This is a genomic window from Grimontia indica, assembly GCF_000333895.2.
GTDB lineage: Bacteria > Pseudomonadota > Gammaproteobacteria > Enterobacterales > Vibrionaceae > Enterovibrio > Enterovibrio indicus.
On record NZ_ANFM02000047.1, the window covers coordinates 35,605 to 59,222 of the forward strand.

The following is a 23,618-nucleotide window of genomic DNA, read 5'->3' on the forward strand; positions in this document are numbered from 1 at the left end:
ATTTGTGTCAGTAAGGAGATGGAATTGCATGAAATTCTGTCTCACCAATTCTCAATGTTGAGCAAGAAATGAAACTAGCTGGGTAACGGAAAGACACTGCGCATCTAGCTGGTTAAACTCTCAGCACAACAGTTAAAGACATGGATTCGCGTGAAAAAATGCGAACGAAAGTTGGGAAAGAATTATGATTGGTCATGAGTTCGATGTCGGCTTAAACGTCGACAAGGTGGATGGACAAGCGTATTTGGTTGCCGGTGATGCACGCATCATCACTCTTCGCGCGGGCATGCAAATTGCGCCCAACCAAGTCGTACTAACAAATGAAAACAGTTCTGTACTGGTTAGCCAAGCTGACCAACGCTTTGTATTTGATGGAAAATGTGCGTCCTGCTTGGTGCCTTTAAGCGATAGTGAATTTGCACAATACTCCGCGACTCATAGCCTCACATTTAACGGCGATGCTTTAAACGCCGATGTTCCTCTTGATATCGATGTTGCCCAACTACAACAGCTGATTGTTGATGGTGTCGACCCAACAGAAGTCTTTGAAGAAACTGCAGCAGGCGAGGGCGGCGGCGGTTCTGCTAATGCCGGCTTTATTGTGGTTGACTACGGCTATGCTGCCACGCTGGCTGAAGCAGGTTTTGATACCGCCGGCCTACTTGGCGGACTAGATAATACAGAAGACTTCCTCGGTGCCGATGATGACGGGACGGGTAATATTACTGGTGGTGGAGATGGAAGCGGTCCTACGCCTCCGGATATTAATGCGACCGGTGGGCAGCGCGCGTCTTTGTCAGTTACAGAAGGTAATTTAGGCGACAGCCCATACGGCGCGCCAGATACCACCAGTTTCGTGATTGAAGCCGGTACAGAAGCGCTCGTTGCCAGCTCACTGCAAATTGCCCCAAGCGATCTGGCGGCTGTAGAAGCCGAACTTGCACAAATTACCGCGAACGGTGAAGCGGTTGTTTTCACCCGCCAGACCAGTGTGGACGGCAGTGGTGTTGCAACCTTTACCCTGACAGGCACCGTAGATGGTGAAACCGTTGTCGAACTGGTGGTCACAGCAACGCAAAGCGGTAACGATCTCAATATCAATGCCACGCTCACTCAAAACGGCCCGCTTGATCACACCACTGGTTCAGGGACTTACGTCAATATTGATGGCGACAGAATTTCTATCAATCTGCCGCTTCAAGTCGCGGATACAGGCGGCGATTTGATGCAAAACCCAGCGCAACTGACGCTGGAAAGCAATGATGGTGCAGCACCAGTCATCGGCGAAGCCACCGTCGAGCTGACGGAAGTAGCTGCATCAGCGACCGATAATACAGCCACCACCACAGACGGTGTTGATCTTGGCAGTGACAACATTGCCAGCGTGAACTTTGATGCTGCGGCAGCAGAAGCGCAGTTTGCCGGCATTACCAGTCATGGTCAGCCAACCGTGGTTGATACCTCAGTGTCTGGTGTGATTACGCTCTACACCGATAACGGTGGCACGCCAGAAAAAGTCCTCGAGATTTCGCTCAAACCTTCTGATACCCCGGGAGAGCCAGCGGAATATTCAGTCACCCAGTATCATCCGTTTGACCAACACGGCGACAGCGACGGTGATGGGGATGACGACAGCACCACCTTCACCTTCCCATTTACCGTCACTGATGCTGACGGAGATGTCAGTAACGAATCAGAAGTGTCGTTCAAGCTCATCGATGGTGAAGTTGCGCAAGGTGGAGAGCGCACAGATGACGACGGTAATCCGCTCGACCTCATTGAGCTGCAAGAACAGAATACCCCGATGGATTCGGCAACGTCGCACTCGCAATCTGGCACCATCACCATTGATGCAGCGACTGACCGACTCGATCCAACGACCGTTAGGCTGGAACAGCTCGACGCATTGAAATCCGAGCTGGAAGAGCTCACTAACAATGATGGTGATCCGATCGACAATGTGGCGGTGACTGAAACCACAGATGCGAACGGAAACCCAACCTTTGTAATTACTGCCAGCATTAACGGCGCACCAGCGCTGGAAATTGAAGTTTCAGCCAAGCAAGGCGCTGATGGATTGGATGTCGATCTTGATACGCAAATTACCCAGTATCAGCCACTGATTCACCCGCAGGACCCAGGCACAGAGAATACGTCTGGCCTCGTGACGGCGGATGGTGACCAAATCATGATCAAAGTGCCTGTGCAGGTGGCAGACACGGATGGCGATCTACTTGTCGACCCAACGGATCCAAACACCGAAGCGCCGCGTGTTATCAGCTTCGTAGTCACAGATGACAACTCAACCACCTTCGGCTTCGGCACCAGTGATGGTGTGACTGTCGAAGAAAGCAGTATTGATGATGGCACCGGTTCCAACCAAGGCTCAAAAGCAAGCGGTACGCTCAATATCGACACTACAGATGAAGACGGTAATCCGCTTTCACTGGAAGTCGATAAAGACAACGGTGATGTGGTTGAAGACTTCAGACTGGAAACGGATTACGTCGTTTACCCAGACGGCACGCCTGTGCAAGCAAGTGGTCACCCGATTCTTCTGGAACAACGCCCGGTTAGCGATGCGTATCCGAAAACCTATTTCGGTACCGCAGATGACGGAACGGGCGATGAGCGCGACGTATTCAAAGTCACCCTCAATCAGGATGGTACTTTTGAGTTCGAATTGCTGTCTGCGATCGACCATGCACCAGGTGATGGCAATAACGAAGCTGTGTTTGGCCTTAAGGCTTACACGGTTGATGCTGATGGGGATGAGTCGCCACGCATCAATGTACCCATTACCGTGATTGATGACGTACCAACAGCGCAAGGCACCATCAATATGGAGCTAGATGATGCGCCGTCTGGTGAAATCACAGCAACGGTTGATGTATTTGCCCTTACAGACCCTAGCTCTGTACCGGGTATTGAAGATTTGAGTGGGGCAGATGGCACTACCCTCATTACTGAAATCTTCAACGGTAAAGAATGGGAGCCCGTATCCACAACGGCTCCCTCAAGCGTGGATATCTATTCTGTCGATGATCCAACCCTCATGTTGGGTACCGTGGAAATTAACCCACGTAACGAGCCAGTGGGTGAAATCACCTTCGTGATGCAGCCAAACCTCGCAAACCCTCAAGAAGTGCTGCAACAAGGTTTGCAATACAAGGTGACTGACTTTGATGGCGATACTACCGAAGGTGAAATCACCCTCACCATCAATGACCAAGCGCCAACCCTGTCCTTTACCAATGTAACGGGTACAGAGGACAAAGGTCAGGCCGACACCAATACAGAATCAGCCGGCGTTGATGGTACCACAGGCATTCCAATCAACATGCAGCTGAACGTCGGTGACAACGACCTTGGCGAAGCATTGGAAGAGGGTGGCCGACTGGTATTGAACGGCGAAGTGACCCTTACCACCCGCGATGATGCGGGTGATATTGGCGGTACTTTCTACTTCAACGGCGTCGAAATCATGCCAGATGCAGACGGCAACATTGTCCTCAACTCGGACATGTTTGAAGCGTCCAGCACCGACGAACCCATCATCTTCGACCTTACGGGCGTGACCTTCGTACCGGATCCGGATTACTCCTCTTACGACGGCACAGATCTGATCCAATTCGATGTTGAGTTGGAAGTGAATGGCCATACGCCAGTAACCTCAACATCGCCGCTTGAAATCACCGTAGAAGGCGTGGCAGATGTGCCAAGCCTCAGCTTGATTGGTGACGCGGCAGACGGCGTATATGAAGTCGATGAAGACCACGAGCGCTTTGGTGCCGACGACTTCACGCTGGCAGACTTGTCTGAAGGTGCGCTGCAAGATACCGATGGCTCAGAAACGCTCAGATATGAATTTACCCTTACGCCAGATATGGGCGAACTGCTGGGCGGTTCTATTACTGGCAGCGACGGTTCATATGTACTGACAGATCCATCCCGTCTTAATCAGGTGCGTTTCGTGCCAGATGCCGACTTCAGTGGTGACATTACGCTGACCATCAAAGCGATTTCGACGGAATCTTCACCATCAAGCGTGGAAGAGGCATCGACGGAAACGTCACTCATCCTGCGCGTTGAACCACAGGCAGATGATGCCCGTTTGACGGTTCAACGTGTGTTCGATAACGAGGATGCGGGTAACCCAGATCCAGAAATCGCTGAAGGCGGCGCTATTTCTCTGGCAGGCAAGATTTCCCTCACCACGTTAGGCACTGATGATGATGGTTCAGAATCCCTGTTCGTGCGCATCTTCGATTTGCCAGACGGTGCAGTGCTGCAACTCAACGATGGCGGCACCATTACCACGCTGACAGACACAGACCGCATTTCGGTGGACGATATCGACAAGATCGAAATTATCCCGCCTGTGCACAGCAATGAAAACTTCAGCATTCAGGTTGAAGGTATCGTGGTAGATAGTTCACCAACGTCGCCAGATGACGAGCGCATTATCCCAGCCACGTCGCTGAATGTGATTGTCACGGGTGTGGCTGATACACCGGAATTCAGCGTTGAAAATCCGGGTACAGATGCAGGCCAGTGGCAGGTGGATGAAACCACGGGCAATGTCTCGACCACAGTGCCGGAAGATGGCGTTGATGGTGACGGTCTGGTGGCGATTGACTTCAATGTGGTTTCGGGCGAGAAAGCCGAAGCGCCGACTGATAACTCAGAAAGCCTCTCGCTGATCATCATTGACCTGCCAGAAGGCGTGAGCTTCGTGATCAAAAACGGTGATGGCTCGCTCACTGAAGTGGAACTGGCATTCGCAGGTTGGGCAACCAACGATGCAGGCATGTCCGTTGCCACTTACTCCGTCGATTTGGCGGCGCTGGAAGGGCAGGACGTTTATCTGAAACTGCCACCACACTCGACAGAAGATATTCAAATCAACACGCGTCTGATTGCCACCGAGAATGATGGCGATTCGAAAGCGGTTGAAAACATCATTGAAGTGAAAATCGATCCACCAGTTATCGACGCGGCGGACACCTACACCAATAGCGAATCTTCTGGCTTCGAAGACCAGTGGATCAACATTGATTGGCAGCCGGATCTCACCATTGCAGGCGCACCGGATTCAACTGCGCAAGGCGTGGCAGAAACCGTGGTTGGTGCGACTATTTCCGGCTTTGCGGACGATGATAGCGTGCAGCTTGTAAAAGGCAGCGATGTTATCACCCTGACGCCAGTCGGCGGTGAAGTCACCCTGACCGAAGCGCAAATTGCAGACGGTTACCAACTGCAGGTGAAACGTGGCCCACACAGTGATGTGGACCTGACATTGAACACCGAAGTGACTGTTCGACAGGAAGACTTCGAAGGTGAAAGTCAGGCAGAGAAAACCATCACTGGCGTTGTGAATGTCAACGTGGTTGCTACCGTCGAAGAAGAAGACGGCGAACTGCAACTGCTGCAAGGCACCTCATCAGTCACAGAAATTACCACTGACAGCGAAGGCCGAATTGATCTAACCGATGGTGTTGTGTTTGTTCACCCAGACGATTCGAGCGACGAAACCGTCATCCGCATTGTTATCACGGATCTGGCAGAAGGTTTCTACGTGGAAAATGGCGTCGCCGATGGCGAAGGTGGTTGGGTAATCAGCGATCCAAACAACTTCAGCATCATTGCGCCACCAAACTCCTCAGGCCAAACCACCTTTACAATCAGCGCCATGGTGCAGGATGAAGGTGATGCAGGCGAGGGAGATGCAAGTGCACTGACGCCGGTTTCAAGTTCAGTGATCACCCTGAACTACACAAACAACAGCACAGACGTTGAGCAGGCGCACCAAATCGTTGCGCCTACCAGTCCGGTTGTGATTGAAGGCGATGAAGATAATCCAATTTCGCTGGAAGCCCTGGGTGATGCAATTTCTTACCCAACGGGCACTGCTGATGACGTCGAGTTTGACCAAATCACCGTTGTCATCAATGGTGCAGACGTGCCCGCGGGTACAGTGATTTCCGGTGCGCTTTACCACATAGATAATGATACCTACGTGTTTGAAGTGCCGGGAAGACAAGATGGGGGTGCACCTTATCCAGGGGGCATCGACCTTTCCGGTCTTTCTATCACAGCGCCGGATGACTTCGCCGGTGAGCTCAACATTCCACTGACCTTCGTGAGTGTCGATACCCGAAGCGGCGACACAGAAACTACAGATGTCACGGTGCAGTTCAACGTGAAACCGCTGGTTGATTTACCGCCACCGGATGGGGCGGAGCAACCGGGCGACAACTCAACCGACTTCTCGTTCAGCTTGACTGTGAACGGCACCAATGGGTTGAACGACCAAACGCCACCGCAGCCGGTAGAGCCAGGAGATACAGAGCAGTTCTACCCAGATGAAGCGCTGGAAGACGGCATTATCTCATTGAGCATTGCCGGTTCTCTGGCAGATGTAGACAGTGCCAACGGTCTGGAAGCTATCTCTTCCGCAGTACTGACCGTACCGGCATCCGTGGGTGTGTTTGTCGCGGCTGATGGCACCGAGTCGTCAACGATTACGCTCACTGGCGCAGATCTGTCTGACTTCTCCTTCAAACCCGCGGCAGATTTCAGTGGCACGGTTGAGATATCTGCGGAGCTCACCATCACCGACACGGCGACAACAGGTGTCGACAGTCGCACCACATCAACCAGCTTCTCGTTTGACGTGTTGCCGGTTCATGATGAAGTGACCTTCACCAAAGACGGTGTAGAAATTGAAGACGACGCCACCGTAGAACTGACCATGACAGAAGATGCCACTGGCGGGCTCTCGTTGGCCGCGCTCGGTGCGTCTTTCTCCGATATTGACGGCTCTGAATCACTGTCATCGGTTTCTATTTCCAACGTGCCGGAAGGATTCACCTTTGCGGCACCTGCGGTGAATGCAGGCAGCGGTATTTGGGTCATTGCCGGAAGTAACGTGACCGATCTTTCTTCACTGTCACAGTTGCAGATTATCCCTCCGGCCAACTTCAGTGGTGAAGTCGACCTGATGATGACGGTTTACACCAAAGAAGCGGGCGCAAACTTCGTCGTTGGTCAAAGCCAGGAGCTTTCACTGACGGTTGAGCCAGAGGGCGACGGCGCAAACGTGTTTGCGGCGGGCTCTGCCTCGACCACCGAAGATATTGCCGTCGATTTAGATATCGAAATCAGCGCCAAAGATGACCGCGAAAGCTTACCCGCAGGCCCAGGCTTCATTGAGAACGAGCCGGAAACCTTGCTGGTCACTGTAACCAACGTACCAGAAGGTGCGCAGCTGGTGTTGCCAGACGGTGTAACAGGTACAGTTACCATAGACCCTCTGGATAGCAGCAAAGTGGTTATCACAGTGGCAGCGACCGAACTCAATGGCCTGACCTTCGTGCCACCACAGGATGGCAACGGTACTTACACGCTGGATCTGGCGATACAGACCGTGGATAACGGCGCAGTCTCTGATGATGTGGTGAACAAGCAAGTCAACGTCAACGTCAGCGCAGTGAACGATGCCCCTGTCAACATCCTGTCTGACAGCTATGAAGCAGAAGAAGATGTGGTGCTGACCATCACGGATCTTCAGGTAGAGGATGTTGATGTTCGTGACGGCAACGGTATTGTTAAAGTTGAGCTGTCTGTTGGGGCTGGTAGCAGTTTGACACTACCGGATATGTCTGACACCACTGATATTACAGTCACGGGTGATGGCACAGGTTCTCTGATCTTAAGGGGTAATATTGACTTGATTAACACACTGCTGGCAGGCGGTGTGGAATACAGGTTTGCTGGCGAGAATACTTCTGGTGAAGATAGCCTCACCATGAAAACTCTTGACGAGGCAACAGCAGGAGAGCAAGGTTCTGGAGGCAAGAAATTTGACCTCGATACCGTTTCCATCATTGTTGCACCGAAATCGGATTTACCAGAACTCACTGCCGCGACGCAACTGGCGTCAGTGCGCGCAGCCACAGGCGTGCTGGTACCGCTGCTGGGCTTGATGACGTCGCTGGTTGACCCTATCGACAACGAGTTCAGCCTCACTTTCAGTGGCATGGGCACAGCAGCTGAAATCGTGGATGCAGCAGGCACGCCAGTCGGCACCAACAATGGCGACGGCACCTGGACATTCAGCCAGACAGAACTGCAAACCCTGACGCTGAGCGACCTCAACCTTCGCTTCAGCGGACAGCCACCGAGCGACATTACCGTCACGGCGCTCTCTGATGTCGGCGATGGCGATCCACAACAAGCCACACTCACCATCAACGCGAACGTGGTGGATACCGAAACCACAGGCGAGCTGAACACCACACCGGCTGACAGCAGCGCAGACAATCTGGTGATTGATGGCGATGCTGATACCGAAATCCATGGCGGCGACGGAGATGACATTGTGGTCGGCGGCCTCGGCGAAGACATTCTCGTTGGCGGCGCAGGCGACGACGAAATGTGGGGTGGCGAACTCGGCGGCACAGGCGACAGCACCAAAGACACCTTCAAATGGCAGTCCGGTGATTTCGGCAACGCCGCAGCAGCAGCTACCGACACCATCAAAGACTTCGAATCAGGTATTGATGTTATCGACATCTCTGACGCATTCGATTCGACGGGCATTGTCACCTTCACCGATTTGGCGAACCGCTTGGATATCCAGACTGTAGACGGTAACACCCGCATTCAGGTGTTGGATGACACCAGCGCGCCAATCCAGAACATCATTGTCGAAGGCGTTACGCTCAATGACCTTTTAGGCATGGACGCAACAGGACTCACGCAAGATGAAATCCTCGAATCCATGATGATGACGGGTCAGTTGGTGGTGTTTGATCCAGCCACCACACAGTTCGGCTCCGAAGCGGATGAAACCCTTACCGCAGATGACGACGGCGAGCGCATCTACGCCGGTGATGGTGATGACACCGTCACAGGTGGGCTCGGCGAAGACATTCTCGTCGGTGGAGATGGCGAAGACATCCTCAGCGGTGGCGATGGAGACGACCTCCTGATGGGCGGGGCAGGGAACGACACCCTGACAGGCGGCGCGGGTGATGACACCTACACCTGGGCGGAGTCGGATGTGGACGTGGCAACGCTCACGGTAGACACCATTACCGACTTCGATGTCGGCACAGAAACCACCGGTGACAAGCTGGACATCTCCGGCTTGTTGCCTGAGGCTGTGGGTAGCGGCTCAAGCGTTGAAGATTTGCTGAGTTACATTACGCCAGAAGGCGGCACGGATGGTAATCCGATCACCTTGCATATTTCGCAAACGCCGGGAAGTATGGAAGTTCAGGATATCGTGCTTGAAGGTGTCGCATTATCCGATATTGGCCTTGCAGACGGTGCAAGCACCACGCAAATCCTGACCGAGTTGGTTCAACTGCAAACGCTCAAGCTGGATTAAGCGCACTATCACAGATAACGACGTTTAATTCTTGAAGCAAATAACAAAAGCACTGCAATAAGCAGTGCTTTTTTATGTCGTAAACACAAAACTTGATGTAAGTTTTAGTCACTCAAACAAAACAGAAAAAAACCATGAAAACCCTTTACGCCCACAGGGGGATGTCAGCCCTGGCCCCTGAAAATACACTGGCTGCTTTTTCACTTTGTGCGGAGCACGGATTGAAATGGGTCGAATGCGACGTGGATATCCTCGCCGATGGCACTATCGTACTATGCCATGACGATACCCTCGACCGCTGCACTGACCATTCAGGAAGTCTCTACGACTTCACCCGCGAAGATTTGGAAGACATTGACGCCGGAAGCTGGTTCGGAGACGAGTTTATCGGTGAAAAGCTACCAACCTTTGATCAGTTCATCACCCTGATGAACATTCTCAAGCTCAATGCGAACATAGAAATCAAAGCCTGCACCAGCAGTTGGGAAAACACCGAGAAGCTCATCAGCGGCGTGATTGAAGGCATGAAAAACCTCAACAAAGACGCCAGCGTGCTGATTTCCTGCTTCAACCCACTGGTATTGGCCGAATTCAAACGCCGTTGCCCGGACATTCCCGTCGCATGCCTGTTCGAAGCAGAGATGCCAACAGATTGGCTTGCCATTATGCAGGCCTGTCAGTCAGACACCATCCATGTCGCCGATGAAGGCCTGACCAAAGCCAAAGTGGAAGAGTTCAAAGGGCTTGGCTTAGAAGTGAACGTGTACACGGTAAACAGCCTGATGCGCGCCAACCAGCTCTTTAACTGGGGCGTAGACGGTGTATTCACCGACATCGGCCACCAATTCCCGTCGCGTTACCGCAACGGCTAAAACCCCACACTCAGTGATAGGTATGACAGATTGAATCTATAAACACCAACGATTATACCTATCACTTCTCCCATCATAAGATATCTCCATAGACATTAAGGCGACGCACCATTTGCGGAAGCCGACACAAAAGGGGATAGGGTTATGACAAGCATCAATATCGGCATTCAAGAAAAAGACAGAATCGCGATCGCAGAAGGGCTGAAACGCCTATTGGCGGATTCATACACCCTGTACCTGCAAACGCACAACTTTCACTGGAATGTTACCGGTAAACAATTCCGCGAACTGCACCTGCTGTTTGAAGAGCACTACAACGCACTGGCGCTGGCTGTCGATGAAATCGCAGAGCGCATCCGTACACTTGGCGTTGCCGCACCAGGCACGTACAAAGCCTTTGCTGAACTGAGCGCGATTGAAGAAGTGGAAGGTGTACCAAGCGCTGATGACATGGTGGATATTCTCACCAAAGGTCACGAGCAAGTGGTGCGTACAGCACGGGAAGTGCTGAAAGTTGCGCAGGCTGCCGACGATGAATCTTCCGCATCACTGGTCTCAGACCGTATGAGAGAGCACGAGAAAACGGCCTGGATGCTCCGCGCCATGCGTGAAAACGGCTAAACCGAAAAGATTAAAAGCAAGCAATGTTCCGTAAGACAAAAGACCGCCGGGAGGCGGTCTTTGTGTTTTTTGTTACAGAGAGATCAAGTCTTTTCTGACTTAATGCTCCTACGCACGAACTGGATAAGACATACAAGTTCTATCTTTTTTTAAAAAGTATTAACTTCTTCGCGCCGTGATTCTCTTAATTACATTTCTAAGGTCATTAATATCATTTTTTAGGTCCGAAGCTGTTGGCAATGCTATCCCTCTGTCTCCTGAAGGGTCATGACTTTCAACTACTTCACAACAACGCTTGTATATTCGCTCGATGTCATCGTGTTCGCCCATTTCAAAACCCACAACACCTTTCAACATGTTAACTTTGACCCAATCACGATATCTCGCTACTACACCATTGAAAACAACGTCTTGAATAATTCTTTCAACAGTAGATCTCAACTCGCTATATAGCTGTCTTAGTTGCCTAATCTGAGATTCGTTCGGGTACGGTGACCATTGAGCCGCTAACTCCCGCTGTTCAGTCTCCAATGATGTCAGACGTTCTTTGTAGCTCTGATGCCCCCACGGAAGTCCTTCTCGGACATAACCTACCGCACGTTGGTCTCTTTCTAGATACATAAATCGATGTACGGTGTTTGTATCATCTAGCTCAGTGCGAAGCTGGCCTAGAAAAGAGGTGTCATGTGTAAATACAATTACTTGCCTTTTACTAGCCTCTTCAACCAACCGTTTGGCCACGTTAATTCTACGCCAATGATCAAGCGATGACACCGGATCATCAAAAACGATTCCTCCCAAATGGTTCGCTGTAGACAACTCTGCAAAGAAAGATGCAAGTGCTATTGCTCTCTGCTCTCCTTCACTAAGTACTTCCTCGATCTTTGTTCTTGTATTTGGGATATCCAGGACCATCTTTTGAAGTATCTGACCTTGAACGGTGCGATTCTTTAAGGACGCACCGATGTGTTCAATGCCAAACGCCTTCAATTCTCGGTTCAAAGCTTCCTTGAGCTCCTCACTGACGGCTTTGCTCGCAAGCTCTCCAGATTTAGCAGATATCGGCCTAGTGTTTAAGGAGTTCTTGCACTGTTCTAGAGTTGACTTCATTTTAATATTTTCAAGCTTTACCAAAAAGGTCGAAAGTACTTTTGATAGCTCAAGTCTTGCAGCAAGTTCCGCTCTCTCCTGCTCAAGTTTACCTCTGGCTTCTGGATCTGATGACTTAATATAGCTTCGTGCAGCTTTTAGCTGCCTAGACGCTAATAGACGTATATCTGACCTTGGGTTGCTTTTCAAATCCGGAATATTCGACCAATCATAGCTTTGAACAGCTGTGAGCATTGATGCTCTTCTTTGTTCTACGCTAGCTTCGAAATCTGAAATGCGGTTTAATAAACCTTCGTCAAGCATACGAATCTCATCAGATTGGCTTTTAAGCATTTTTACCTTCAGAGTAGCGCCTTGTATTTTAGTCACTGCACTGGCGAGATCTTGTGTCTTTTGCTTCGCTAATAAAGACACTTCTGCCTTAACGTAATTATCAAAACGAATAAGGCGGCCCTTGGCATCCTCAGTAAGTGTTTGCTGGCATAGAGGGCATGATTGCTCTCCATCCTGCTCAGGGAAGCTATCTTTAGAGCCCCCTTCTACGGCAAATCGCTTCGCTGCCTCAAACAGAGTTTTCCATAATTGTGCACCTGTACCAGGAAGCAGGCTTTCTCCTGCAGACAATGCCTCAGCTGCTGCAGCTTCAGCTTTTTCAGCTTCTCGTTTTTCTGTTGTTAGTTTTTCAAGCTTTTTAAGTGCCGCATCCGAAACCCAGCTTGCACCTTTACCAATTTCATCAGCTAGATTTTTAAGACGCTCTTTTGCCAGTCTTAATTCTTCTGCTTTCACCAGAGGGTCATCACTGGATAAAACCTTGTCAAGCTCTTGTAATCTGTTGTTTTCACCCTCAGAAAGAGTACCTAGTTTTTTTACGAATTCAGGGTCAGTTTCGCCCCCACTCTGACTAAACATAGTCCCAACTTGCGTTGCTCCCCTCAAATAATTAAACGGAGACAAATCCACATCTAAACATTTGATTTCGTCGATAAGTCTTTCTTTGAGTTCTGGGATGACTTTGTTAGCCAGATTTTCAACAACGTCTAAACCATAGGGTAAATAAGCAACCTCTTGTTCAGCTGTTAGTATTGAACGAGCACACCTTGTATCGAACACTGTTATGGTGGATAGCTCATCTGGAGAAACATTATCTCGAGACCACTGAAGCGTCTTAGTAGCCCCTTTGACCTCAATATCAAAGTGAGCAGAAGGTACTTTAGATGCAGAAGATGCATCGGAGGCATCTGGATGTATAGGCTCAGACTGATCCCTTGCCCTACAAGCCTTTTTTAAAACACGTGAGTATCCAGACTTACCAGAACCGTTACCTCCGAAGACAATTGTCATTCCATTAGGAATAAAATCTAGTTTTGCTTGAGGGCTAATTCTATTTACATTATCTAGTTCTTTCATTGACTTAATGACAACTACATCTTCTGAGTTTAATGTAGATGGCAAATGATGTTTGGTTAACGGCAATGGAGTTAACTCTTCTTTCTCGGATACCCCTGCCTCCATTTTCATAAGAGCATAGAGCTCCTCATAGTCTTGTCTGGATAAATTGCTCTCTTTTTCAAATAAGCGTCTGGCTGCATCCCTTAACCAACAGGGTAGGGATTGTGTCCACTCCAATATATCTTCAAGCAAAGCCGAGTGAGGCTTTTGGCCATCATGACACTGACCGTTAGAAGCGTGCTCACCTTGTTCCAGAACAGTACTTTCAGAAGCTTCCATGTAAGGCATCCATGGGGTACTTGATTTAACCCAATGAGTAGCACTATCGTCACTGACATCAACTTTTTCACCCGATATAGCATGGACAAGACGCATTACATACTCCTCGATTTGCGCGTACGACACTCGCAGAAAATTAATATATAAAACAGAAATATAGGAAGGGTAGGGTTGCTGTGGAGACAATGATACTCTCGCTCTATAAAGAATATCCGCGAACAAGAAGACGCGACAAGACAGGGTGTATCACACCAATACCGTTTGGCATTAAAAAAGCCAACGGAAACTCTCGAAATGAGACTGATGACGTTATCTTTCGCCAACAAGGAAGGGGCAATATCAATTTGCGATGTTTAACGCCAAACACTAAAAAGCGTTTTGCTTAATCACAGAATACATCACCCAAGTACTATCTGCCTCAACACCCAAACACTTCACAACAGCATGTACATAAACATGGGCGATATTCTATCTATAAGCCCGTACTAATATTGCGACTTCTATCAATAAAACCAACAAGTTGCATATCGAGAGATTGATTCAGGAAAGGCATAAGCAGGCGAGGGCATAAGAGCCAGGCATTGTTGGATGAAAATGCGTTGGCTGCTGCGATGACCTATGTTGATCTCAATTCCATCCTTTAACAATCAGGTCTTTGCCTGATGTTTTTGTTGCCTATGACCGAGATAACTCAAGCCAAACGTCATTTAGGCTTCGAAGATAAGGCAGAACTTTGCAAATATTCGTCCAATTAAGCGGTTAACCGAATGAGGGAAACACTGCTTTTACTACTTGTCTTCCTCTTTTCAAACTGAAAAGATTAAAGCAAGCGACGTTCTGTAAGACAAAAAGCCGCCGTGAGGCGGTCTTTGTGTTTATCAAGTTTAATATTCCGTCAGTTGTTAACTGTTACAGAAGAATTTAAACTCGGAGTTATTCGTTTTTGCGACACTATCGATAAAGCTTAGCAATATATGGATTTTGTTATTTTCCGAACTTTCTAGCTTAGAATATGAAATTCCTGGTTGAACGATCCATATTTTATTCTTTGATTTTTGACTCGTTATAGCATTTTCTATACAAGAATATAGATCTTGTGGGCTTCGAATAGATAGGTCAAGATACTTTGCATTATCAAAAAGCCTGATTATTCTCTCGTTATATGATATTGGGAAGAAATATTTCATATTTTTTATGGCCTGAGCTATAACAACCTGAAGGTCGCCTACTCTGAGACCAGAGTAGTCTTCTTCTGAGAACTTTTCATGACTTAATACTAAATGATCCTTACAGACTATAATGTGATCAGCAACCTCGTTAGCCCCATTGTCCTCTATGACTGCTAATATTTCATCTGAGTCTATCCTCTCGTATATATAATCCAATGTGGCGTCAGAAATATTCTTTAGGAATGGGGCTTTGGGGGCTTTTGCTTCTGCAGTTATATCAACACCATTCCATGATATTTCTTTATAGGTTTTAGATACGAATGGATGTTTAAGTCTATTGTCAAACCAGTGACTCTCATCTCGGTATGCATAGGCATTATCAAATAAAATAGTGTAGTTACCATGCTCATTAAGATACTCGATGAAATCTATTTTTCTTTTCCTCTTGGTCTCAGATGGATCATCACTGAAAAATACTTTAATATTTTTATTTTTATCTAAGTATCTGAACTTTGGTATATTTTTGGGGTTTGATATCTCAATGGTAAATTTATGCATTGAGTCCCCTATTATGAATTCTTGATTTTTTTCATCTTTTCTTTCAATGTGCCAGTCAGTTACAACTTTTCCATTTATGTTGAAATAAAGATTTCCTCTATCTTTGACTGTATAGTCGACATAGAAAGCTATCACACTTAATGATTTACTTGGTGAAGAGACAGGTAAAACGAGAATCGGTAATTTAAAAGATAGTTCTTCATTGAGGATATTTGTTAGAAAATTACACTTGTCATTGAATTCAGTTATGCCTGAACACCAACCACTCCAAACTTTTCTTTTCTTTGCGGAGCAACCAACACTGGCACCTAAATCTGAATCTTCTGTGGATGCAATGCAGAAATTAAAACTGTATCCAGCATCAAAGGAAGGTGTCAAAGAATACTTAGTGTTTTTACCAGAATAAGATTTTGATTCAACAGCGATCCCTCCCGCACCAAACGTGTTAACCAAACCCATTGTTCTAATTTTAAAGCTTTCATTATTAATAATGTTATATATCTTTTTTATATCAACTTCAGGCTTTGAAAAGTGATTTCTAATAATTTTTTCTACAATTTCTTGTATCTTATTGTCGCTCGAGTAAATATATAGATATTCACTATAATCATTGATTATTACTATCTCATTAGTAATGTTGAGAATGCTATTTTTAGTGATGTTCGACGTGTCAATTTTTTCTTTATACCAAGTAGGAAGTGTATATACAGATAAAATATAAATATTCGATGTGGGTCTTTCATAATTTCCTATTATCCTAATCACTCTTCTTTTGTTATCCGCGTTACAATATTTATACAAGAGCTTCCCAAATTTCTTCCTACTATAGCGCTTGTTTCCTTTTATTTTAACCTGAAAAAAAGGAGAAATTTTAGATAGTTTGAAAGGATTGTTTTTTATTTTCATTTTAATCACATATATTTCCTATAATCTTCAATTGAACTGAAGTCATACTTTTATCTTCACCAACTATCACATTTAGTCCGCTTGTGAGTTAGACGCTAAGTTCGCTTCCAAAATAAACGAAAACCTTCAGCTTTTAAGTTAATCAAATACATACTTTACCCAGCCTGGCTAAATAGGATTACTCTAAATAATTGGAAACTTCACCCAAACACCCACTAGCCTATAAATGCAAACATATATAAATATTATGTCTATAAAAATGGATGACATTCTATCCATAAGCCCGTACTAATATTGCGACTTCTATCAATAAAACCAACAAGTTGCATAATGAGAGATTGGTGCAGGAAAGGCATGAGCAGGTGAGGGCATAAGCGCCAAACCTCATCCTAGCCTTCCCCTTGGAAAGGGAAGGAATGAAGAGCAAAAGAAAGGCCGTCTTATGACGGCCTTATTGGTTTCTGAGCGGTTGGTTTACGCCGTTTCGGTGGAGGCTTTTACCGTAAGGCGATTGCGGCTATCGCGGCTTTGGCGAATTAAGTCATCGCCAGCGAGTGAGGTTTCAGCCTTTGCAAGACGGTCATACAGCACCACGTTGACTGTCGCGGCGAGGTTCATGCATCCAATCGTCGGCACATACACAACGTGATCCGCTTTGTCTGCCACCGCTTGAGGCAGAGAGTGGTCTTCTGGGCCAAAGATGTAAATTGCCTTCTCTGGGTGTTCAAAATGCGGAAGCGGCGTCGCGCCGACGGCCAATTCCACACACACGACTTTCATGTCAGACGGCAGGTCATCTACTAGACATTCGACGTTGGTCAGGGGAATGGTTTCCATCGCATCTTGGGTGTCTGTGTAGAACTTGGCTGCGCGGTCATATCGCGTACCGGTATAGACGACACTGTCTGCCTGATAGCATCCGGCGGCACGCATCACGCCTCCCACATTGGTTGGGCTTTTTGGGTTAAATAGGCCAATGATTACGCGCGGTTCTGTCATGGAATGCATCTCTCTGTGCAAGTTTGTATTGCTGGTAAAGTCTGAAAGGGCAGCATTCTAGCAAATATTCGAGAAGGATGGCGATGAGGGTTAATCCGTGATTAATCCAAGCTAAGTCAAGCCAGGCCAAGCTAAGCCAAATATCGTTACCAAAAGTTACGATCTGGCAGGATGACAAAAAGGCGTGCTACAGACTCTGCAACAGGCACAGTGATTGTGAAGTCCACATCGCATCATGGTCTGGCTAAGTTGTGAGGGCAGGGCGATTTCCTATGATTAATGAGCTGTCACTCAATATCGAAAGGAGCTGTACGATGATCCAAGTGTTGGCCATCGACCACATTGTTTTGCGAACCACCAAACTGGAAGAGATGTTGCGGTTTTATACCGAGGTGTTGGGTTGTGCGATTGAACGTGAAACCCCACCGGAAACCGGCTTAACGCAATTGCGAGCGGGCAATGCATTGATCGATATCGTGGTGGTGGACAGCAGGCTGGGTAAGATGGGCGGCGGCGCTCCCACCCAATCAGAACGCAACGTGGATCATTTCTGTCTGCAGATTAAAGCGGTGTCTGAACAAAGCATTCTCGACCACCTCGACGCTCACGGGATTGCCCATGAAGATTTTGCCAGCCGATATGGCGCGCAAGGTTATGGCAATTCTATCTACCTTGAAGACCCAGAAGGAAACGTGGTGGAGCTGAGATGTCAGCTTGACCAGTTCAATCCTGCACCTCTCGGCTTCCCTCAAGTTTAGTGTTGAAGCTGACGCCTTAACTAGCTCAGTAACGAACCACTGCACTTAGGATTGTGATTATTTGCAACGTTTATTGAGCGGCTTCCAACACTCTTTTAAGTGCAGTTATTCGTTCTTATCGGTACACCCAATGTTATTTGGACATTTTTTCAGATGGCAGGCGAAAGGTCAGATTTTAACTTTGAATTCCAATTCGCATAGCTCATATCCATTTTCGTCAACTTGAATCACTTCGTTACCGCTTTCATCAAAAGTCCGAATGGGATTGCAGCTAACTACTTCCAAAACACCTGACTCTTCAATCTCCGCCTTAGCGGTATCACAGTCAACGCATCTCACTGTTTTAGTCATGGGCTATCCTCATGTATTTCCTCTAGAAAGCATACAAACGGCATCTTTGTGGCGAGCAAGATTTTTGGCTCGCTCTATGTCTGGCTTCTCACCGTCTTTGTTTCTCTGATTTAAACCTTGTTCGATGTTTATAATAACTAGGCTGGAATAAATTCTATCCGCCTTATCGATCTCGTTTTCACCATGTAATTTCTCAAGGTCTTTTAACGTGGTTCCTTTCTTGTCCTCCGCCTCGTGATAAAGATCGAAGTGATCGGCATCTCTCCATACGCTTAGTTTTTGTTCGTCTTTAACCCCAAAGTAACAAGCTAGTAGAGAGGCGGACAAAGCGGATTGATTGAAAGGATTTTTGGCACGTTCGATGAACTTACCTTTTAGCTCATTGGCAATGTTTTCGGCAGACACCCCAGTGGCGATATACTGCTTGTTCTTTACAGAAGGTGTTAATTGGCTGTAGGAGCCATCTTTTTCGATTGTTTGGATATTGGTTTCTATTGATGCGAAAACTGATGGATAGGTATCAACTTTGTTTTGGGGGTCAGTTCCAAGTGGAATATAGCTGAGTGTTTTTCTTTTGTATCCGATTGAAATACTGTTAGGCATGTTATTAAGTGCGTTAACAGAAAGCCCCAATGAGGTGGAGGTACCAAAAAACATTAGTTCTTTATTGCCACTTAAAGGTGGTGAGGAGGAAGGTTGATAATTCTTGTCTGTTGCTGCTATGGCTGCCCCTCCTGTGGCATAAAGCTCGCTAACGGTAGGGTTTATGATTTCAGCGTTTGATTCAACTGAAGCAATGACAGGTGGGACTGCGCCATTCTCGTATCTTGGTCCGATAAAGCCTTCATCACGCTCATAACCAATGCTCACACCAACCGGAGCAGTATCGGCATCCAGTATGCTGATAGATGTTTTTGTGTAGAACATTACGCTATTTGATGTGGCACATGCTGCTAAATTGAGGGTGACTAAAAAGATCAATATGTTCTTTTTCATGTTGCCGCCTTAAATAAATTAATGATTATGTTCATTATTCTTCTATAAGAACGCAGGTATTATCACCAACAGCAACGATCGACTCCTCGGTATACCCTACTCCAATACCATCCATCAAAGCCGAGTTAAAAATGGTAATGCCTATGTTTTTCACTGATGTTTTGTGTATAGCCTTGTCTTTAGGCTCTTCTATAACTATGTCAGCGAAACCAATTATTCGTTTACTACCATCCTCTTGCACGTAAGTTACCGTACAAGCCTGTGTTGTAATGAGAAGAACAGCAAAAAATAATAATCTCTTCATACGTTTATATTGATAAATATAAGCAATGCTGACTTCCACTGAATATTCCAAAGGTTTAATTTTATACTGTCATATATATCAGGGGCTAATAGTGACGTCTGTCTAGTTTTTAAACAATTCATTGACGGCGCCAATAATGGCGTGCTACGGCTTGATTGAGTGAATGTATGCTGTCATACGGTATCTTTATTTTTAATTGGGTTTGAAGGAATTAAAGAGAGTATTAGTAAGATTTTATATTTTCTGGCAGAACCATGGTTATTTGCCAGCCGATATGGCGCGCAAGGTTATGGTAATTCCATCTATCTAGAAGACCCAGAGGGAAACGTGGTGGAGATGAGATGTCAGCTTGACCAGTTCAATCCCGGTCAATCAAAAGGTGGATGATTAACGCCAGCGCTTCCCTTACAAACGCTTTCGTTCTAGGGTGGTTGGCGTTGAGGTGATGACTTTTTAAAGAGATCTGCGTTTAAAGTTGATCAAGAAAAAAATCACGTCAGCCGTATCATCCGTCCAGCCAACATAAAACAGCGAGCGCACGCCATCGATATCGTTGTCGATACTGTTGTGATCATAGATGTTACGTCGGTAGAAAGGCTCAGCGGGTCTGTTCCTTGTTTGTTTATCCATGCTTAAAACGAGCTGTGCCGCTACATAAAAATATATTGTCGATACAGGGCATCAAGCTCTTGTCGCAGCGCATCGGTGTCAGCACGTTTTTCTGCATTTTTTTCCGAGCAAAGCCTGAACAGTTCTCGCTCAGTGTGTGTGATGCGATGGCAAAGCTCTTCAAGCGTGGTGCACATGGACGGGTCTTTGTTTTCTGTGGGGGCGTTGATTGTCGGGTCAATCGTCCGGTTTGAGCTCTTAGGCTGCAGTTGATGCGCTTCGTTGTAGGCGATCTGTTTTGCCCGGCGGCGGTTGGATTCATCCATCGCGCTTTTCATGGCTGGGGTGATTTTGTCGGCATAGAGCACGGCTTTACCATTGGCATTGCGGGCCGCGCGGCCAATGATTTGGATGAGTGCCTCGGTGGAACGTAGAAAGCCCGCATGATCCGCTTCGAGTATTGCAACCAAAGACGCTTCCGGAATATCCAGCCCCTCTCTCAGCAGGTTGATACCAATCAGCACATCCAATTCGCCGCGTCGCAGCTGGCGAATAATCTCAATGCGGTCTTCGGTTTTAACGTCACTGTGTATGTACTGGCAGCGAATCCCCTCATCGGTGTATTGCTGATAAAGGGCTTCTGCACTCCGCTTACTGAGGGTAGTCACTAATACTCGCTCTTTGCGTTCAATACAGCTTCGAATGCGGCGCAGCAGGTCTTCCTGAGTCTGTGCCAATGGCACTATCTCGATCTCAGGATCCAGCAATCCGGTTGGGCGGATCACCTGATCGACGACGACACCACCGGAGCGTTTTACTTCATAGTCGCCGGGTGTTGCTGACACAAAAATGGTCTGTGGTTTTATCTTCTCAAACTCTTCAAAGGCGAGAGGGCGGTTGAATTTGGCAGAAGGCAGGCGGAAGCCGTAATCAATCAGTGTGTCTTTGCGGCTTTGGTCACCTTTATACATGGCGTGGATCTGCGGCACCATGACATGGGATTCATCAATAAACAGCAGCCCCCCCTTGGGGAGATAGTCCATCAGGGTGGTGGGAGGAAGGCTGGGGTCACGGCCAGTCAAATACGACGCGTAGTTCTCAATGCCTCCGCAGTAACCTTGTAACCGCAGCATCTCCAAATCCCGTGTGGTGCGCTCATAAAGTCTTGCTGCTTCTGCGACTTGATGGTTGCGACTGAGTTCGGCAGTGCGTTGTTCAAGCTCAGCTTCTATCGCTTTGCACGCGCGGGCAATTTGTTCCGGTGAAGTGGAATAGAGGGTCTTTGGCGAGACACGGTAATGTTCCAGGTCACCCAGAATTTCGCCCGTGGCGTTGTCCACTCTCAGCAGTTGAGTGATGGTTTGGGCGTTGTCGAGCATCACCACTATCGCATCTTTTTCAGAATCTGCCGGGAAGATATCTACTTTATGCGGACTGATGCGATAACTCCCACGAGAAAGAGGCTCACCGCCTGGCTCGTAGTGAAGTTTGGCTAACTGGTTCTCCAGTGTTGTGAGGTTCAACCGGTCTCCGGGTTGAAGCGGAATCTGGAGCGCGCGGTAGTCATCTGGTGAACCTAAGCCATAAACGGAAGAAACTGACGCCACCACAATCACGTCTTTTCGCTCAATCAGCGCTTTGGTAGTGGAAAGCCGAAGCCGCTCAAGCTGCGCGTTGATGGCGGAGTCTTTTCTGATAAATCGGTTACTGCCCGGAATGTAGACTTCTGGCTGATAGTAATCGTAATAGGAGACGAAATACTCCACCGCGTTTTTTGGAAAGAAGGCCAACATTTCATGGTAGAGCTGCGCAGCCAGTGTCTTGTTATGGGCAAGGATAAGGGTAGGGCGCTGCAAACGGTGAATAATGTTTGCCATGGTGAATGTCTTGCCAGACCCTGTGACACCTTGGAGTGTTTGGTGGGTTTTCCCTTCCTCAATGCCGGCGATGAGCTTGGCAATGGCTTCCGGCTGATCACCGGCCGGTGCGTTCTTTGAGTGAAGCAAAAAGGTTTCCTGACCCATGCCTGATTCCTTAGTCAAAAAAGGTAATCATCAAGTAAAGGGTGGTGTGTAGGGACCTGTCAAACCGAATAGCGTTCTAGGTTTGGGAATGTTGATTGGAATGGGTGTTTGTTCGGGGTGTGGATTGTCTGACGTGTGATTTCTGGCAAAACCGCTCAGATTTTTGTACCTCCACGTATAAATATCTTAGATATGTAGTCAGTGTTTGAATTGATGTATCCGCCTATCAATGCCTGCCTGATTACCTTTCCATTCCTGTTTTCCTTCATTAGCTTATTTACTGATTGAACACTTGGTGAGGTCAGAGTAGGGAACCGTTTTCGTGTGAATGCGGCGCCCTAGAAGTAGGAATGACAGTCAGTCTGCCAACGCTTCAATGTATCGAGCGCAGCCGGATTCGCCGGTTGTGTATCTGATTCATGCGGGAATGCAGGCCAATATTTCACTTTTACCTGTTTGCATTCTCTGCATTGCAAAGAGGTATGAGTATGCGTCCGTTTTCGAGCTTTACCCAATCGTTAAAAACCATGAAAAGTTCCGGTGTCTTGGCGGCAGTTTTCTCTCTGTCTATCCTGTTTAGCCATGCGGCCAGCGCTGAAGAAAAACTCCCTTTCTTGACGTTTAACCCGCCGAGCTATGTCACGAGCATCATAACCGGATCGACTAACTTTGCAGGTCAGGATGTCGGCGACATGAGCTTTGTGGTGTTCGTCGGCGAAATTAATGGCGTCGATAGCAATGGCGTCCATCCGGTGAAATTTACCCTTCCGTCAGGCGATTACTTTGGGGTGGAATATGATCCAACATTGATGAGTTTAAACGGTCGCAACGTGAGTAATGCAGATTGGGCATACAGCTCGGTCGGTGGTCTCCACACTTTTACCTACATCGGCAATGGCGGTGTTTTCCCTGCTGGCACTTATTCCTTTGTCGGCGTGAATGCGACGTTTGTGCGCCCGCAGCGTGAGGAAGTGACGCTACAAGTTGACCTTGACCCCAGTGCTGGCGGGCAGGTGAGTTCTCCCCGAGCCAGCGACTCTGATGTGATTATTTACTAGGTCATTCCCCCCTTCATTATTGCTGCCTTCTCTAGGGAATCACCTAGGGAAGGCGTATCTCCTAAAACCTTTTTCAACGGCGGCATCCTGCTAATCAAAATTCTCCATCGTGTCTTAGTTTTGAACGATAGTTGTAAGGAGAATTGCGATAGTTT

General features: G+C 47.6%; 13 protein-coding genes and 1 pseudogene. 6 read left to right on the forward strand and 8 right to left on the reverse strand.

The window, feature by feature from the left end; genetic code table 11:
• Positions 1-184: 184 nt before the first annotated feature.
• The 3 genes from D515_RS21915 to D515_RS21925 all read left to right on the forward strand — a co-directional run bounded on the left by D515_RS21915 (position 185) and on the right by D515_RS21925 (position 10,890).
• Complete coding sequence (locus D515_RS21915) at positions 185-9,397, forward strand: retention module-containing protein (RefSeq protein ID WP_002541763.1); 9,213 nt, start codon at positions 185-187, stop codon at positions 9,395-9,397.
• A 134-nt stretch (positions 9,398-9,531) separates the two neighbouring features.
• On the forward strand, positions 9,532-10,269 hold the full coding sequence (locus tag D515_RS21920; protein WP_002541765.1) for a glycerophosphoryl diester phosphodiesterase: 738 nt from the start codon (positions 9,532-9,534) through the stop codon (positions 10,267-10,269).
• Positions 10,270-10,413: 144 nt separating this feature from the next.
• Complete coding sequence (locus D515_RS21925) at positions 10,414-10,890, forward strand: Dps family protein (RefSeq protein ID WP_002541766.1); 477 nt, start codon at positions 10,414-10,416, stop codon at positions 10,888-10,890.
• A 159-nt stretch (positions 10,891-11,049) separates the two neighbouring features.
• On the opposite strand, the gene D515_RS21930 is transcribed toward D515_RS21925, so the two are convergent.
• Positions 11,050-13,827, reverse strand: a complete 2,778-nt coding sequence (locus D515_RS21930) for an AAA family ATPase (protein ID WP_002541767.1) — start codon at positions 13,825-13,827, stop codon at positions 11,050-11,052.
• A 473-nt stretch (positions 13,828-14,300) separates the two neighbouring features.
• Here D515_RS21930 and D515_RS26470 point away from each other — a divergent pair.
• Positions 14,301-14,369, forward strand: a pseudogene (locus D515_RS26470) (Mobile element protein); the annotation flags it as partial.
• Between the two features lie 264 nt (positions 14,370-14,633).
• On the opposite strand, the gene D515_RS21935 reads toward D515_RS26470, so the two are convergent.
• On the reverse strand, positions 14,634-16,373 hold the full coding sequence (locus D515_RS21935) for a hypothetical protein (RefSeq protein ID WP_002541769.1): 1,740 nt from the start codon (positions 16,371-16,373) through the stop codon (positions 14,634-14,636).
• Positions 16,374-16,838: 465 nt separating this feature from the next.
• Positions 16,839-17,363, reverse strand: coding sequence for an RNA methyltransferase (locus tag D515_RS21940; protein ID WP_002541770.1), 525 nt, complete (start codon positions 17,361-17,363; stop codon positions 16,839-16,841).
• Between the two features lie 314 nt (positions 17,364-17,677).
• Here D515_RS21940 and D515_RS21945 point away from each other — a divergent pair, with 314 nt between their 5' ends.
• A complete protein-coding gene (locus D515_RS21945; protein WP_002541771.1) occupies positions 17,678-18,121 on the forward strand; it encodes a VOC family protein in 444 nt (147 codons plus the stop codon).
• Between the two features lie 168 nt (positions 18,122-18,289).
• Here the strand turns inward: D515_RS21945 and D515_RS21950 are convergent, their stop codons facing one another.
• From D515_RS21950 to uvrB, 5 genes are all read right to left on the reverse strand, one after another.
• Positions 18,290-18,472, reverse strand: coding sequence for a hypothetical protein (locus D515_RS21950; protein WP_039850493.1), 183 nt, complete (start codon positions 18,470-18,472; stop codon positions 18,290-18,292).
• Between the two features lie 9 nt (positions 18,473-18,481).
• A complete protein-coding gene (locus D515_RS21955) occupies positions 18,482-19,468 on the reverse strand; it encodes a hypothetical protein (protein WP_002541773.1) in 987 nt (328 codons plus the stop codon).
• Positions 19,469-19,502: 34 nt separating this feature from the next.
• Positions 19,503-19,811, reverse strand: coding sequence for a hypothetical protein (locus D515_RS21960; RefSeq protein ID WP_039850495.1), 309 nt, complete (start codon positions 19,809-19,811; stop codon positions 19,503-19,505).
• Positions 19,812-20,225: 414 nt separating this feature from the next.
• Positions 20,226-20,402, reverse strand: a complete 177-nt coding sequence (locus D515_RS25915; RefSeq protein ID WP_002541774.1) for a hypothetical protein — start codon at positions 20,400-20,402, stop codon at positions 20,226-20,228.
• Positions 20,403-20,422: 20 nt separating this feature from the next.
• Positions 20,423-22,405: an excinuclease ABC subunit UvrB gene (gene uvrB / locus D515_RS21965; RefSeq protein WP_002541776.1), complete on the reverse strand. Its 1,983-nt coding sequence runs from the start codon at positions 22,403-22,405 to the stop codon at positions 20,423-20,425.
• Positions 22,406-22,893: 488 nt separating this feature from the next.
• On the opposite strand from uvrB, the gene D515_RS21970 reads away from it, so the two are divergent.
• Complete coding sequence (locus D515_RS21970) at positions 22,894-23,463, forward strand: hypothetical protein (protein ID WP_002541777.1); 570 nt, start codon at positions 22,894-22,896, stop codon at positions 23,461-23,463.
• The last annotated feature ends 155 nt before the right edge of the window (positions 23,464-23,618 follow it).

What these genes read in the sequence shown, in the direction of transcription:
- D515_RS21915 (WP_002541763.1), top strand. Translation starts at nt 185, where the DNA reads ATGATTGGTCATGAGTTCGATGTCGGCTTAAACGTCGACAAGGTGGAT.
- D515_RS21920 (WP_002541765.1), top strand. Translation starts at nt 9,532, where the DNA reads ATGAAAACCCTTTACGCCCACAGGGGGATGTCAGCCCTGGCCCCTGAA.
- D515_RS21925 (WP_002541766.1), top strand. Translation starts at nt 10,414, where the DNA reads ATGACAAGCATCAATATCGGCATTCAAGAAAAAGACAGAATCGCGATC.
- D515_RS21930 (WP_002541767.1), bottom strand. Translation starts at nt 13,827, where the DNA reads ATGCGTCTTGTCCATGCTATATCGGGTGAAAAAGTTGATGTCAGTGAC.
- D515_RS21940 (WP_002541770.1), bottom strand. Translation starts at nt 17,363, where the DNA reads ATGACAGAACCGCGCGTAATCATTGGCCTATTTAACCCAAAAAGCCCA.
- D515_RS21945 (WP_002541771.1), top strand. Translation starts at nt 17,678, where the DNA reads ATGATCCAAGTGTTGGCCATCGACCACATTGTTTTGCGAACCACCAAA.
- D515_RS21950 (WP_039850493.1), bottom strand. Translation starts at nt 18,472, where the DNA reads ATGACTAAAACAGTGAGATGCGTTGACTGTGATACCGCTAAGGCGGAG.
- D515_RS21955 (WP_002541773.1), bottom strand. Translation starts at nt 19,468, where the DNA reads ATGAAAAAGAACATATTGATCTTTTTAGTCACCCTCAATTTAGCAGCA.
- D515_RS25915 (WP_002541774.1), bottom strand. Translation starts at nt 20,402, where the DNA reads ATGGATAAACAAACAAGGAACAGACCCGCTGAGCCTTTCTACCGACGT.
- uvrB (WP_002541776.1), bottom strand. Translation starts at nt 22,405, where the DNA reads ATGGGTCAGGAAACCTTTTTGCTTCACTCAAAGAACGCACCGGCCGGT.
- D515_RS21970 (WP_002541777.1), top strand. Translation starts at nt 22,894, where the DNA reads ATGCGTCCGTTTTCGAGCTTTACCCAATCGTTAAAAACCATGAAAAGT.